This window comes from Aporhodopirellula aestuarii (genome assembly GCF_023701485.1).
Classification (GTDB): domain Bacteria; phylum Planctomycetota; class Planctomycetia; order Pirellulales; family Pirellulaceae; genus Rhodopirellula; species Rhodopirellula aestuarii.
Genome location: NZ_JAMQBK010000043.1, coordinates 49415 through 64287, shown reverse-complemented (window position 1 = coordinate 64287; position 14873 = coordinate 49415). Strand labels below are relative to the sequence as shown.

General features: G+C 56.4%; 10 protein-coding genes and 1 tRNA gene. 5 read left to right on the top strand and 6 right to left on the bottom strand.

From position 1 onward, the window contains the following. Positions 1-116 precede the first annotated feature (116 nt). Positions 117-1157 (top strand): hypothetical protein, encoded by a 1041-nt coding sequence (locus NB063_RS16780; protein ID WP_250929901.1) that lies wholly within the window; start codon positions 117-119, stop codon positions 1155-1157. Between the two features lie 291 nt (positions 1158-1448). Here NB063_RS16780 and NB063_RS16775 read toward each other — a convergent pair whose 3' ends face one another. Further along, a complete protein-coding gene (locus NB063_RS16775; RefSeq protein WP_250929900.1) occupies positions 1449-2960 on the bottom strand; it encodes an MlaD family protein in 1512 nt (503 codons plus the stop codon). Then, entirely contained in the window at positions 2953-3549 is a 597-nt protein-coding gene (locus tag NB063_RS16770; protein WP_250929899.1) for a paraquat-inducible protein A, read from the bottom strand. Before NB063_RS16770 ends, NB063_RS16775 begins: the two co-directional genes overlap by 8 nt. A 315-nt stretch (positions 3550-3864) precedes the next feature. Between NB063_RS16770 and NB063_RS16765 the strand changes: the two genes are divergently transcribed. After that, positions 3865-4959, top strand: a complete 1095-nt coding sequence (locus NB063_RS16765; RefSeq protein ID WP_250929898.1) for a Gfo/Idh/MocA family protein — start codon at positions 3865-3867, stop codon at positions 4957-4959. A gap of 303 nt (positions 4960-5262) precedes the next feature. Here NB063_RS16765 and NB063_RS16760 read toward each other — a convergent pair whose 3' ends face one another. Then, positions 5263-6564 (bottom strand): anti-sigma factor family protein, encoded by a 1302-nt coding sequence (locus tag NB063_RS16760; protein WP_250929897.1) that lies wholly within the window; start codon positions 6562-6564, stop codon positions 5263-5265. Between the two features lie 393 nt (positions 6565-6957). Here NB063_RS16760 and NB063_RS16755 point away from each other — a divergent pair, with 393 nt between their 5' ends. After that, the gene (locus NB063_RS16755) at positions 6958-7752 is read left to right on the top strand and encodes a class I SAM-dependent methyltransferase (protein ID WP_322975235.1); all 795 of its coding nucleotides are present in this window, start codon (positions 6958-6960) and stop codon (positions 7750-7752) included. 90 nt (positions 7753-7842) lie between these two features. Here NB063_RS16755 and NB063_RS16750 read toward each other — a convergent pair. Next, positions 7843-7916, bottom strand: a tRNA-Arg gene (locus NB063_RS16750). 168 nt (positions 7917-8084) lie between these two features. After that, positions 8085-8834: an LON peptidase substrate-binding domain-containing protein gene (locus tag NB063_RS16745; RefSeq protein ID WP_250929895.1), complete on the bottom strand. Its 750-nt coding sequence runs from the start codon at positions 8832-8834 to the stop codon at positions 8085-8087. Positions 8835-9033: 199 nt separating this feature from the next. On the opposite strand from NB063_RS16745, the gene NB063_RS16740 reads away from it, so the two are divergent. Continuing rightward, entirely contained in the window at positions 9034-9618 is a 585-nt protein-coding gene (locus NB063_RS16740) for a dCTP deaminase (RefSeq protein WP_250929894.1), read from the top strand. 117 nt (positions 9619-9735) lie between these two features. On the opposite strand, the gene NB063_RS16735 is transcribed toward NB063_RS16740, so the two are convergent. Next, entirely contained in the window at positions 9736-11109 is a 1374-nt protein-coding gene (locus NB063_RS16735) for a serine hydrolase (protein ID WP_250929893.1), read from the bottom strand. A gap of 391 nt (positions 11110-11500) precedes the next feature. Here NB063_RS16735 and NB063_RS16730 point away from each other — a divergent pair, with 391 nt between their 5' ends. Further along, complete coding sequence (locus NB063_RS16730) at positions 11501-14824, top strand: PSD1 and planctomycete cytochrome C domain-containing protein (RefSeq protein ID WP_250929892.1); 3324 nt, start codon at positions 11501-11503, stop codon at positions 14822-14824. Positions 14825-14873: the final 49 nt, after the last annotated feature.

Sequence of the window (14873 nt, the reverse complement as noted above, 5' to 3'; positions counted from 1 at the left end):
CATCAGAGTAGCAGCCCGCCACCTACGCTGCGATTCCAACGGTTAACCCCTGCTCAACTGATCCGAAATTGCTGGTGCCCCCATTCCACGCAATGAACATTCGATAGGAGATTAACATGAAGACGCTTTTACAAAAACGCGCCCACCTGCGTTCGCTAATTGCTTGCGCAGCCATCGCGTTCGGCCCCGTCGCAGCGATGCAGCAGGCATCAGCCCAAACCGGCGATTACGACCGTGAAGAACAAGGTGACAAGGTCGAAGACGATGCTTGGTACGACATATCTGAGTGGTTCGACGGAAATGACTACAATCCAACCGATGAAGCCATCGGACGCTGGGACGACGAAGTCTGGTCTTATCACGATGCAAGAACCAGCACCGACGAAGACAACGATGACCTGATCGTTGACGCCGAAACCTTCTACGGCGATGACTACAACGAAAGCTACGAATCCTACGAAGATCGCAACCAGGACGGCAACTACGAGCGATCGTCACGCTACGTCGATAGTGACGGCGACTACCTCAACGATGCCTACGTAACTTACGAAGACACCGACAACGACGGTATGTATGACACCTACGACTACAAGCAGTTGTCGTCCACCACGCAATCCGCAGTCCATCCCAGTAGCGTAGCCCAATCTGTGCAAGAGGGACTCAGTGGCAAACGCCATACGATCAGCGGAACCGTCGAAGATCACAAAATGGTCAAACGCCTCGACAACGTCGCGTTGATGCTTCACGTGCAAAGTGATGACGGTGAAAAGATTTGGGTTGACCTCGGTTCCAACGGCATCGACACCCAACTTTTCAAGGGCGACCGAGCGGAATTCCACGGCCCGATTGTGAAACGCGGTGACAAAGAAGTCTTGCTCGCGACGGAAGTCATCATCGCAAATGCAGGCAGTAAGAAAATCACTCGTACCGGGCACCAATACAACGGTGTCGTCGAGTCGACCAAGACCGCCAAGGTTCGTGGAAAAGAACACCACGTTGTTAAACTTAAAACCGACGATGGCAAGAAATTGACGGTCGATATGGGTGATGCTTCCGCCAACGAAGCGCCCCAGAAAGGCGATGAGATCGCGGTAACCGGGGTTGCCGTAAAGGTTGGCGACCGCGTCGTCGTTGTTGCGGACCAGAACCGCTCATAGTTCGTCGCGCAACTCAAACGGTCGGCTGGGATCGCAGTCCATGCTTCGCGGACCCAAACGCGATGCAGCCCGGCCGAGCCGTTTGGCGATCCCGGTAAGGGATTGCACCAGGAGTGACACCGGTCGACCGAATCCCCACACGGCGGCCGGTGAAGCTCACTCCGTTTCGAGTGCGTTATGAAAAATGACATGGGGTCTCATAGGCAGTTGCGTTCGCCGGAACGTGGTCCACCGTCTGGCGACGGTGGCTACGGCATTGAAGTGTTCTCGCTAGATGCTCTCCAACGAACGCTAGTCGTTCTCCTTGGCGTGATGTTTTTCAACCCAAAATTCGCCAGCGGGAATCCGCGCGATCGACGTGCCATTCTCTCCGACCAACAGCATGCCGACGATCTTTTCGTCCGCTGCCGACACCACTGGAGCACCGTTCCAGACGTCTGCGCCGAGTAGAGTATCCAAAACGCGCCATCCGTTTTCGTCTGGCCGCATCTGATCACGACCGATCATCTCCGTGATGCCAGTGTCACTGGACGATCCCCGAGGCTGTTCGCCTTCGGTTCTCCACGACACGGCATAGACATCTTCGGGACCAACCGGGTCCCGCAACCGATCCCCCGCGATCGTCTCCCCTGCCGCTAGCTTCGAGTCAATCACAAACCCGACCGTTCCTCCGTCCGCAGTCTCAATTGCCGTTGGTGAGAGCGGCACACGCGTATCGCCGTCCACCAGCATGAGAGTGAACGAACCATCGATCGCGTCATCTCGATTGTCGAGCAGCGTGTTTGGCACCAACAAACCGCATTTGTCGCCAGATGTCGACACGGCCATCGCCCATGCTGACCTCGAACGTGAGCGGGAGATTCCAAAGAAACTCTCCTTCCATTGCGTTTCAACACGAACAGCACGCGGCGGCTCTTCGGTAAACCGATTGATCGCAGCCGCCTGTTCGAGCCACTCCTCTTTCAACTTGCGATGCAGTCGAAAAACTTCGCCAGGACCGATCGTCTCCTCGGCAATGATCGGTGCCGGTGTGATGAATGCGATACCGCCACGTGCAATCGTCGACAAAGACTCTGCTGAGAGTTTTAAACCACTCATCCCGAGATCCATCTGAATGCCGCTGGTCACCCAGAACTTCGAATCCTTTGACAGCAGAGAAATGTACCGCACATCCACCCTCACTCGCGTATCGACGTGGCGTGCATCCGGCGACAGCGAACTGGCGAGCACCTGCCCGACTTCGATTCCTCGCCACGACAGCGGGGAACCTGGATTGACGCCCCAGCGGTCGTCGCCACGCAGGACGATTTCCATCCCGCCTTGATCGGCACCGATCGGCGGGGGCGTCTCCAATCCATCAAACTCCTGCCGACGCCGATCCGAATCCCCTGGAATCACACTCAGGTACTTCGAACCGATCGCCGTTTCCAGACCACTGATCCCCTGCACGTTGACTTGCGGACGAACAATCCAAAACCGCGATCCTTCCGTTGCGATCTTCGCCGCATCACGTTCTAAGATCACATGAACGTCAATGCCATCAAGGTCACTCCGCAGCGACAGCTTGCCAACCCTGCCGACTTCAATGCCTCGATACATCATCACGTCGCCGACCTTCAGCCCGTGTCCGCGATCGAATCGAATCTTGATCCACACACCGGGCTCATCCAATGCCGCCCACGTTAAAACCACGGCGAGCAGAAAACAGACCAACGTCACGATCCACATCGGCGACAATGTCATGGATCGGATTCCACGCCCACGCGCAACAACATCGGACACAGGAAATTCCGTTTCACTCATGTGATTCATCCCAAATCGAGTGTGGATCAAAAGACAGCGACGCGATCATGCTCATCACGACGCACAACGTGAACGCGATCACAGCAGGACCGAATTGGAACTCGACCAAATTGCCGAGTTTGACCAACATGACCAAGAACGCGAGCAACATCACATCCATCATGCTCCAACGTCCCAAGTGCTCCATCGCCCGCAGGGTCAATGCTTTGTGTTTGCGGTGCAAGATCTCGAGCAAACTCAACTCGATCAACAACACAATCTTCGTTAGCGGAAAGATGATCGAAAACAACAACACGATCCCGCCGACAAAGAAACTACCGTGACGAATCAGCCCGATCGTGCCCGTCAGGATACTTTGCTCGCTGTGTTGTCCTAATTGTTCGATTTCGAGAATGGGCAGTAACACAGCTGGCCAAAACAACACAAATGCGGCCACGGCCGCCGCGGCCGTACGACTCGCCCCCGCCTGCGATTCGATACCGGTCGCTAGAGTCGACCCGCAACGTGTGCAAACCGCCCGTTCGCCATCGGTCAACTTAGGAACGCGATGAATCAAACCACAACAGTGGCAGGCACGGTGGTTTTGCATCGTCCAAACTACTCCGTTGGCCCGCCGAACACGGACGAATTGTCGCATTGAGCGTCGCGCATTCGAGCAACGCACTCGTCAATCGATTGGTTACGAATTCACAGCCGAGGATTCTGGCCCACTCCCAACGCCGGTGCAAGCACTCGACAGGCACATAGCGCACGTCCGAGTGTTGCCTCGCCAAGTCGCAGGCGTAACACTGGGTATCGCGGGCAAAGAAAAGCTTCAAAGCACATACGTACGCCAGGCGATGACGCTCCATTCTCACTCCCCACGAATAAATCCTCCCGTCTCAATCTTCCATCAGGTGTCCCCATGACGATCAATCGACGGCTTTTCCTCGGCACGACTGCATCCATCACCGCGGCAACTTCCTTTGGAGTGCACACCTCAATGGCGGCCGACGCCAAATCGACCGTTAACTTCGCCCTCGTCGGTCTCGGTTCCCTAAGCACCAAACAACTCGCCCCGGCACTGCAACAAACCAAACACGCGAAACTCGTCGGGATCGTCACCGGAACACCGTCCAAAGAAAAAGTCTGGGCCGACAAATATGGCATCAAACAAGAGAACATCTACAACTACGACAACTTTGACAAACTCAGTGAGAACGAATCGATCGATGTCGTTTACATCGTGCTTCCTAACGGCATGCACAAGGAGTTCACCGTTCGCGGCGCCAAGGCGGGCAAACACGTCTTATGCGAAAAGCCAATGGCTAACACGAGCGACGAATGTCGCGAGATGATCGCCGCATGCAAGGAAAACGATCGCAAACTCGCCATCGGATATCGATGTCAATTCGAACCCCATAATCAACACTGCATCGAACTCGCTCGCTCCGAAAAGTTCGGATCGCTCAAGGCGATCGAAGCTGGGTTCGGTTTCAAAATCGGCGACCCAAACCAATGGCGGCTCGATGGTAAACTCGCCGGCGGTGGCGCGATGATGGACGTCGGCGTGTACGCACTTCAGGCCTGTCGATACATCAGTGGCGAAGAACCCGTTTCGATCTCCGCACAAGAAACCAAGACGGATCCGGTGAAGTTCGCCGAAGTCGACGAATCAATCACATGGACCATGAAGATGCCTAGCGGCGTGATCTGCTACTGCAGCACGTCGTACGCATTCAACGGAATCAACCGATACAACGCCTACGCGGACAAAGGATGGTTCGGCCTCGAACCGGCGTACAGCTACAAAGGGATTACGGGCAAAACCAGCAAAGGTCCGATCGAACTCGAAAGCATCGATCAATTTGCCGCCGAAATGGACGCGTTTGCAAAATGCATTCTCGAAGATCGCGACAGCACCGTACCGGGTGAAGAAGGACTACGCGACATGATCTGCGTGGAAGCGATCTACGAAAGCATCCGAACCGGCCGCCACATCGAACTGCCCCGGGCGTAGCCACGACAACAAGCTCGCATCAGTAAGTAGACCGGGTCTGCGAGGCTCTGAGCCGTGCACTCTGCCCGAACTCTCACGCGACTGGCGACAGCATTTTGATTTTGCTCTCGCCACGGCGTCATATGCTTGCCCGCGTTCTGGCGAACGCAGCTACGGATCGAGAACCGACATCATTGTCCGATAGGCCCTCACGTGGGGTCGTGCGGAACACCACTGCCTGATCCGGTGATGCGGTTCGTCAGAACTCTGCACACCGCAGATTGCTGGCAGCATGTACTCTGTCGCATGTTTTCCGCCCGGTTCTTAGCGAACCAAGATCAGCACGCGTGTGATAACGTCGGTACCGGTCGTCGACAACGACTCGCTGGCTGCGTCAACGTTGGGTGCTGGTGCATTGAGCGGCATAAAGGCTTGTTCGCCTAGCAAATCACGCAGCCTGTTCAGCTCCGCATCATTGCCACCGCTGCCCAATTGCAAACTCACAGCGTCTCGATGCTTGACCTGAGTCGCATCCACTCGCACCAACTGATCCGTCATTTTCAGAATCGGCGTATCGGTTACTAGAGACAAACCGACGGATTCAACCGACTCGCGGTCTCGCAACAAATCCAAGAACAAGCGGTCGACTTTCTTCGCCGGTGCTTGCAAGAAAACGATCTGGAACTTTTCGTCTTGCTCGAAGACGTCAGCCCGCTGGGCCGCCGCGATCACATCACGACTGACCTTTTCGCGGCTTGATTCATCCAAACCATTTCGCTGCATCGCTTGGGCGAACGCCCCCGTCACGCGTCCCTTCGAACTTAATCGCACGTCATAAACCATCACGGCTCCGGCAAGCGGCGAGTCGGCGAACAAAGGTGAGTTTTCGGCTCCAACCGATACGCTCGCTGAGTTGTCTACCGCCCCGCGAGACTCCGACGATGCCAAAGCATCTCGGGCCGGCTTCGGCGAAACGCTCATCATGTTTGAGTCGACGGAAGGATCTTGTATTTCGACATCTGGCGTCGCTGCCATCATCGCCCCGTCGATGCCCGTCGATGCAGGTTCAGTGTCTTGTTCGACGTTTCGTTCAACCGGTTCGACGGACGCTGAGGCGATTGCCGAAGGCTTGGGTTCATCGGCATTGAGACCGATCGGCCCGTCGGTCGTCGACGTTGTGCCAGGGGAGTTCTGAGCGACCGACTGGACGTTGTTGACGTCAGTTTTGCCGCTGAAGTTCAGCGAAATGACAAGCAAGACGGCGGCCGCAGCAGCGACGACTCCTAAGACGATTCGCGTACGACCACGGGCAGCCACGTCGGCATTCGCGCGACGGTAAACGGTTGCGGGTTCGATCGCTGAATCGGACGCGACCTTCAAACCACGCCGGCGACTTTCGGCGACAACACGAGCGGCAAAATCTTTTGGTAACCGTGGTTGAGACTTCTCAGATACCGCGAAGAGCGTTTTGAGATCCTGACGGTCTGCGAGCATGGATTCGTATTGAGATCGTAACGCAGCGTCCTCGCGCAACCTCGCTTCGAGCAGGTGCGTATCGTTCTCGTCGAGCCGTCCGTCAAGATGGTCGCTGAGAAGTTGATCAAAATCGGGGATAGGAGCTGACATACTGTCGGGTCTCAAGATTCGGGGCGCGGCATTGGAATCCGGAGCAAATTTGGCTCGATAGGATTCGGCGCGGCACTTCCATGTGGTTTCAGAAAACGTCCGTGTCGGTTGACAATGCTGAGATGCCCACTACTCAGGAAAAGTTCCTAAATTAAGGGAAAACCCTCCCGAATCTCGACGCTGAATCCCCCTTGTAGCAGAGAAAATCCAAGATTTCGACGGGCCCCTCGGCCACGCAATCGCCCCACGGGCGGTGCATTACCCCTTAACGACCGCATCATCCGTACTCTGTCGCCACAACATCCCCCTTCGCTCCCGCAGCATCCCCAGGAAATTTCATTGACAATTAATCGCCAAAACGTCCTGAGATCGAACCGCGAGTGCTACCAGCGGATGACAGCAGCCGACGCACCGCTGTGCCGGATCGTGTCTGACGAGGAACTCGCCAACCCGCTCAAGACGGTCGACCGGATCGGTTGGCTCGGCGGCGATATCCGCGGGTGGACAGTGCTCTGTTTGGCTGCCGGGGGCGGGCGACAAAGCTGCCTGTACGCGGCGGCGGGTGCGGACGTCACTGTCGTCGACCTTAGCCCCGCGATGCTGGAACTGGATCGCCAAGCCGCCGCCCAGCGGAAATACCCCGTGCGATTATTCGAAGGATCGATGGACGACCTCTCAATGTTATCGCCCCAATCGTTTGACTTGGTCATCCACCCGGTCAGCAGTTGCTACCTGCCTGACATCACGGCAATCTACGCCCAAGTCGCGAGGGTGACGCGGCCGGGTGGGTTGTATGTCAGTCAGCACAAGACTCCAGTTAGCTTGCAGGCGTCGATGCACCGCGGCAACGGTCACTACGAACTACGGCACGATTACTACCGAACCGATCCCGTCCCGCCGCCCGAAACCACCACGCCCGTTTCGCGTCGGTTGCGTGAGCCTGGTGCCGTCGAGTTCCTGCACCGTTGGGAACAATTGATCGGCGGGCTGTGTCGATCCGGATTCGTCGTCGAGGATTTGGTCGAACCGATGCACGCCTCCTCCGATGCCGCTCGAGACACTTTTGCCGACCGGGCCCGAGTGATCGCGCCCTACGTTCGCATCAAAGCCCGTCGGACCGCCTCGGCGCACCGCTCGTCACCTGACGCATCCACAGCAAAAGAATCCTCGCTGTGGCTACCTGACTAGAGACCACGCATCGATATCCATTCATTGCGTGAGAGCAATCTCACAACGAATCTTCACTCCGCAGCGAGATCGCGTGCGACAGGAAACAGATACGCCCGGCAGGATTCGAACCTGCGACCGTCGCATTAGAAGTGCGATGCTCTATCCAGCTGAGCTACGGGCGCGTCGGGGACTCACCGCGAGGGAATCCCTGGGTTGACCACTTTAGCCGCCAAGACGGCTTTTTGGCAATCACCGATGCAATTTCCTACTCCCGGTGCTGCGGCGACCGGTCCGGCGTCTTCCTGCAGACCAATCCCGCTACGGACAGTCCCCAGGAGCGTGATGTTCGCTCAGTTCACACTGAACGGCGGAGGGAACCGATTATCAAGCGGTCGCTGCGGGTTCTCGTGCGATTCCATCGCCTTTTCCCCCGAGCTAACCGACTGCAGATCAATGTCGCCGCGATCGATCAAACGTATCAAATGCTCTGCTCGGGCGTCGACATCGCTCATCTCAAGCAACTTCAGTTTGTCTTCGGGCTCGAACGGCAGCGTGTACGCGATAATGTCGGTGATCGGCCCCACCCCCATTTGCCCAGCCATCAAGTCGTGCAAACTTTTCTGCGAACCGGCCTTCGGCGGAATGATCTTGCCGAACGAAGTCAGCAGCCTGCGTTTGAGTTCGTTGCGTTGGGCAGTTGCCGCAGGGACGTAAAAGTCGTCAATCAAATCGACCTGGGCCGACCGAAACGGGCGAGTCGTTTCGAGTTCCCGCCGGATCTTCGCACGCCGCACTCCGACGAGCAGGATGTTGTGCCGATCGCCAGCCAGCTCGGCATGAGAAACGATTTTGCCGATACAAACCGTCTTGGCGACAGCCGGCGGAGACGTGACGGGGACCGCATACGGGTCTAGCAACGTCGCCATCGTGATCAGTTGGTCTGTTGCGAGGGCCTCACGCAGCATTTCAACGTACCGCGGCTCAAACACATGCAACGGCTGCATCGCATGGGGAAACAACACCAACCCCGGCAGCGGGAACAATCGCACTTGGCCATCAAAATCGTCCGGTAGCTGGGTCACGTCAGAAAACGGATTCATGCCGAAAGCCTTCAGGATCCCCCCGATTGATCAGGGAATTTTTGATATTTGCTGGTGTGCGAAACGTTACAAATCGTACATCGACGCTGAAATATAGCGAATAATGCAGCCCGACACCCGCTACTGCAGACCGAAACTCGTTAAATTACAATTCGTAGATCGACACACACGACCCTCCGCATCGGACGAGCGTCAGAGCATGATTTTATCCAGTCAAGAATTGTTGTCTCGGATGGGCGAGGACATCTTGATCGAGCCTTTCGATCCGTCTCGTTTGAACGCCAACAGCTACAACCTCTCGCTCCACGACGAATTGCTGGTGTACGAGGAAGTCGTCCTTGATGCGGCGAGCCCCAACCGGTACCGCAGGATAGAAATCCCCGCCGAGGGGCTGACTCTGCAACCCGGTGTGCTGTATCTCGGCCGGACGATCGAACACACCGAGACCAACGGCCTCGTTCCAGTGCTCCACTCTCGCTCCTCGCTCGGCCGATTGGGTGTGATCCTCAACCCGGGCGGTAGCCTCGGCCAAGCCGGTTACTGCGGAACCTGGACCCTCGAACTGCACTGCATCCAACCGGTTCGGATCTATCCCGGCATGCAAGTTTGCCAAATCTCGTATCACGAACTGATCGGTAAATGCAAACCGTGCGACGAAGATAAATACCAAAACAGCACCGACATCCAGCCGAGCCTCTTGCACCGCGAACTCGGCTACGACGATCGCGACACCCAACTCGAACTGCAACTCAACTTCGACGAAGCGATCCAAGCGGCCCGTTAAGTTCGACACGATCGGATACGGCGAACGGCTTCTTCAACCGCCTGAGGCCATGATGACGTTCACACAAACGAACCGTTTGATGCAATCCAACGCATAGCCAAACCGGATGTTGCCGGCTCACTCATCAACACGCTTCGCCGTTTGACGGATTCCGTTTTGGAACAGTTCGAGGGCTGTGCATTCGCCTGACTCGGTAAGCCGAAACGTCAAACTCGCCGGCACGACTTTGTAAAACCACTCGGTTTCCGACTTCGCGAATACCTGAAACGTGGGCTGGTTGGTCACCCCGACCATGAGTTTGCCGTCGCGGACGTTGACATCAAAAATAAAAGTGGGCACGAGTTGATAGCGGCCTTCGAGTCGTTTCATTTTTTCGACCGGCACGTCGACTTCGGTTTGGTCTGCAAACGTCACCGGTCTTACTTCGGCACCTGCTAACATTTGCACCATTTGTTCGGCCAACGCATCGACCTCACCACAGGCCGTATTGCACAGCACGACCACCGCAATTTGCAATGGACGATTGATCATGAGCATCGTCCGATATCCACCCGTGCCGCCGTTGTGCCAGCGGGTTTGTCCGTCACGAGCGAGATGCCATCCCAGCCCCATCGCAAAACTTCCGCCGGTGCTCGGCTGATGCTGCTTCCACGCGAGTTCAATCGCCTGCCCCAACTCGCCATCAGGTGGATTCAGATTCGCCGCGGCGAATTTCAACATGTCTTCGATGCTGCTGCGGATACCTCCGGCACCGGGCACGTCAGCGAATTCCCAGTTACTCGTCGGGTTCAATCCCGAATCATGGGGCGTCGCCATCCGAAACCGCATCGAGTCAGTTAACTCGACTGCCGTTGAATCCATCGATAAAGGACCAGTATTCTTTTCTTGCAACACCTGTTCGTAAGATCGTTCTGAATTCAAACAGATCAGATGCCCCAGTAGCGCGACCGCGAAATTGGAATATTCGCCCTTCTCACCGGGAGCCCGGCCAAGCGTATGAGCATTCAAGAACTCGTACATGTGTTTCGATGTGTAGCCCGCATACGGATTGTCGGACGTAACCTCGGTCATGTTATCGGGCAAACGTGGCAACCCAGATCGATGCGTCGAAAGCTGCAGTAACGTGATTTGCGTTTCGTTCCAGGTCGGCATCACGACGTCGTCGGGTAAGAGTTCACCGGCCGGTTGGTCCAGCCGCACATTCCCCCCGACGACCGCGTCGGCCAACATCAATCCGGTAAAAACTTTCGAGATCGATCCGATCTCATAGACCGTCTGATCATTCGGCATTTCCTCCCCATCTCCTGTTTTACCGAGATGGACCGAGAATCGTTCTTCTCCAGAAATGACGCCGATGGAAATCCCCATCGCACGTTTCGCCTTGATCAACGGTTCGGCGAGCGCCCGGACGCGGCTTTCAACATCTTGCGAGAACGCGAGATTCGACAGGCAAATAAGAGCGGCGAAGAAAACAGGCGTGGAGCGAGACATGGCGATCGCAGGCAAAGGAACACAAAGGGATTTCAAAGTTCGCTTTCGACGAGTCTCTTTGTCGAGCATCCCAACGGCCGTGTCAAATCGCCCCCACGCTGCGGCGTTCGCCTTCGTTTCAAGAGCCTACATCTGGAAACCTCAATCAGCCCGCGTGTTCCTCTGATTGCACACTTTCCATCCGCGTTCTGCTAAAATAGCGGACGGCAATCCCTCCCTCCACGCCCCCGGGGCGTTAATTGTTTTAATGCTGTTTCTAGCGGAACGGCGCAAGCCATCCGGTCCCGAGTCACCGGACGGCTCGTGCCGTTCCGCTACATTTGAAATCCCGCAGTAATTAAATCAATGTCCCCAGGCCGTCCCTCCCCCACACTCGCCGAAGCGTTGACCGATGCAACGATCCCTGCTTGCTCTTGCCTGCTTCACTCTCTGTGCGACCACAGCGTTCGCTCAACTTGACGACCGCGAACTTCGTCGCGAACGATTTTTCGAAGCACGCGTGCGTCCCTTATTGATCGCGAAGTGTTACGAATGTCACAGTGACGCCAAACAAGAATCCGGATTGCGACTCGACTCACGCTCGGGCGTGCTGCGAGGTGGTGACAGCGGACCGGCAGCGATCGTGCGTGATCCCGCCGAAAGCCTCTTGATGCAGGCCGTCCTGTATGAGGGTTTGGAGATGCCGCCCGACGCACCGCTCGAAGATGAGGAAGTCGAAGTCTTCAACAAGTGGATCATGATGGGGCTGCCTTGGCCAAAGGAAGCGGCACCGGCTGCGGCGGCGCTCGGAGATCAAGTCGCCATCAACAAGATCGCCCAAAACCACTGGGCATTTCAACCGATCCAATTACCCGCTATTCCTCAATCGCAACCCGAACTGCCGACCCACAATCCGATTGACGCGTTCGTCAATGCGAAACTCACCGAGCAAGAACTCTCCGCTGTCCCACCCGCCGATCGGCGAACTTTGATCCGACGGGCGACGATGGATGTGATCGGATTGCCCCCCACTCCCGATGAAATCGCCGCCTTCGTCAATGACAAGGATTCCGATTCGATTGCGTTCGACAAAGTGATCGATCGTTTGCTCGCGTCAAAACACTATGGTGAGCGATGGGGGCGCTACTGGCTCGACCTAGCCCGCTATGCGGATACGCAAGATTGGCAAGCTCAAGCGGATATTCGGTATCCGTTCGCGTACACGTACCGGGATTACGTCATTCGTTCGCTCAACGAAGACAAGCCATACGATCGCTTCGTCGCAGAACAGATCGCCGCCGACTCGCTGGGAATGCCAGATGATGCACCGGAGCTGGCCGCACTGGGCTTCATCACCGTCGGCCCCCGATTTCGAAACGACCGTTTGGAACGGGCCGCCGACCAAATCGATGTCGTCACACGAGGGCTAATGGGGCTGACGGTCGCCTGCGCCCGCTGTCACGACCACAAGTACGATCCGATCCCTATCGAAGACTATTATTCGCTCTACGGAGTGATGGCAAGTTGCGAAGTCCCGGACGAATTTCCGAACATCACTGGTGGCGAGATCCCAGAGGAACTGCAAGAAGATTTCCAGCGGCAACTCGCCAAAGCCCAAAACGCGATGACGAAATACCGTCGCGAGCTGCGAGCCGATGCGATCGAAAAACTCACCAAGAACTGCAAACCCTATTTCCTGGGCTATTACGACATGCACGTCGGGAGCCAAATGCAGATCCGTGCAGTCGTCAGCAAACGCAAAGTCGAGCATTCCGCGATGACACCACTCGCCGCCGAGTTGCTCAAATACACGCGGCGCAAAAACCTAGCCGATCATCCTGTATGGGGCCCCTGGGTTTCCGTACTTAACCAATCCGAAGCTGAGTATAAGGCCAAACGCAGCGACTCGATCGCGAGCTGGAATGCGAAGAAGTCAAAACTCAATCCGCTCATTCGGGACGCGTTGATCGAGGCCGCCCCGCAAACGCGGCTCGACCTTATCGTGGCCTACGCCGGCGTTTTCCAATCCGTCCTCGACGCGTGGCAGCAAACACTCAAGAACGATCCGGAGGCCACCGAATTGCCCACCGGCTCGCAGGAAGCAATCTGGCAAGCCCTATTGGGCGAAGATGGTCTGTTTGATCTCAACGAAGACGCAGTCGTCAATGCGTCACGGTTGCTCGGCAGCGGGCGGAGAAATCTAGGTGATCTTGAGAAAGCGATCGGCGAGGTTTACGCCACGCATCCTGGCGCCCCTCCCAAGGCCATGGTCATCACGGACAAGGATGCTCCCATCAAACCATACGTGATGCTGCGAGGCGAGCCCGCACGACGTGGCGATCAAGTTCCACGCAGGTTCGTATCCATCATCGCAGGAAAAAATGCGAAACCGTTTCAAACAGGAAGCGGCCGCGCCGATCTCGCCGCCGCGATCGTTTCCCCCGAAAACCCGTTGACTCCGCGCGTGATCGTCAATCGCGTCTGGGCAAAATACTTCGACCGTGGGCTCGCGGAATCCGCTGACGATTTCGGCCTGCGATCACCTCCTCCCTCGCATCCCGAATTGCTGGACTGGATGTCCGCTGAATTCATTCGCAACGGATGGTCGCTGAAATGGTTACACCGAACGATCCTCTCATCGGCGACCTATCAACGCAGCAGCCAGCCCGGAGCGGAAGCCAGCGAACGAGATCCAGAGAACGTTTTGTTGAGCCATCAAAATCGAAAACGCATCGATTTCGAAGCCACTCGTGACGCCATGCTCGCCGTCAGCGGGACGCTCGATCGACAAATCGGCGGACGCAGCGTACGACTTTCCCAAACTCCATATCCGACGCGCCGCACCATTTATGCGTACATCGATCGTGTCGAGCTCGACCCAATGCTACGCGTTTTTGACTTCGCAACGCCAACGACCTCGATCGCGGAACGATCCGTGACGACGGTCCCACAACAATCTCTCTTCGTGATGAACCATCCGTTCGTCGTGCAGTGTGCGAGAGAACTGGCAAGCTTGGTCCATCCAGAAAACGAATCCGAAACCGCGGCGGCGATCGATGCGATCTACCAACACGTGCTCGCCCGAAATGCCACGGACGATGAACAACGGCTCGTGCGTCAGTTTCTAACAAACGCGGGGACCGTTGGCGGTGAACGTCCTGCTGTTTGGCAATACGGCCTCGGCAATGTGGACCGAACCCATGTCGATTTCCATCCGCTCAATCACTGGAGCGGCCAACATTATCAATTCAGCAGTACCCTTCCCGATCCGCAGGTCGGGTACGCCCGTCTGACTGCTCTAGGCGGAAACACTCCACGGACGACCGACAAAGCAACGATACGTCGATGGGTGTCCCCAATCCAAGGCACCGTCACCATCACCGGCAAACTGACACACTCGCGAGACAAGGGGGATGGAGTCATCGCAAAAATTGCAAGCGACGCACTTGAAACGGTTCCGTCGTGGCCCGCGTTTGCGAGTGAATCGGAAACGAAAGTAGAGAAGGTTGACGTGCAGGTCGGAACGGTGATTGATTTTATCGTGGAAGCTGGCAAGAGCGCGTCCAACGACAACTTCCTGTGGTCACCTCAAATCCGCTGCATCGCCGGGCCGGCAAAGGGACAACGTTGGGACGCAGCCAAAGACTTTTCACCGCCACCCGCACCGCAACTCGATGGTTGGGAACAGCTTGCCCAAGCATTGATGCTGACGAACGAATTCTTCTATCTGGATTGATCTGCGATGTTCACTGATCACAAACCGCTCACGTTGTCCCGACGTTCGC

What these genes read in the sequence shown, in the direction of transcription:
- NB063_RS16745 (WP_250929895.1), bottom strand. Translation starts at nt 8,834, where the DNA reads ATGAATCCGTTTTCTGACGTGACCCAGCTACCGGACGATTTTGATGGC.
- NB063_RS16765 (WP_250929898.1), top strand. Translation starts at nt 3,865, where the DNA reads ATGACGATCAATCGACGGCTTTTCCTCGGCACGACTGCATCCATCACC.
- NB063_RS16740 (WP_250929894.1), top strand. Translation starts at nt 9,034, where the DNA reads ATGATTTTATCCAGTCAAGAATTGTTGTCTCGGATGGGCGAGGACATC.
- NB063_RS16770 (WP_250929899.1), bottom strand. Translation starts at nt 3,549, where the DNA reads ATGCAAAACCACCGTGCCTGCCACTGTTGTGGTTTGATTCATCGCGTT.
- NB063_RS16730 (WP_250929892.1), top strand. Translation starts at nt 11,501, where the DNA reads ATGCAACGATCCCTGCTTGCTCTTGCCTGCTTCACTCTCTGTGCGACC.
- NB063_RS16775 (WP_250929900.1), bottom strand. Translation starts at nt 2,960, where the DNA reads ATGAGTGAAACGGAATTTCCTGTGTCCGATGTTGTTGCGCGTGGGCGT.
- NB063_RS16780 (WP_250929901.1), top strand. Translation starts at nt 117, where the DNA reads ATGAAGACGCTTTTACAAAAACGCGCCCACCTGCGTTCGCTAATTGCT.
- NB063_RS16755 (WP_322975235.1), top strand. Translation starts at nt 6,958, where the DNA reads ATGACAGCAGCCGACGCACCGCTGTGCCGGATCGTGTCTGACGAGGAA.
- NB063_RS16760 (WP_250929897.1), bottom strand. Translation starts at nt 6,564, where the DNA reads ATGTCAGCTCCTATCCCCGATTTTGATCAACTTCTCAGCGACCATCTT.
- NB063_RS16735 (WP_250929893.1), bottom strand. Translation starts at nt 11,109, where the DNA reads ATGTCTCGCTCCACGCCTGTTTTCTTCGCCGCTCTTATTTGCCTGTCG.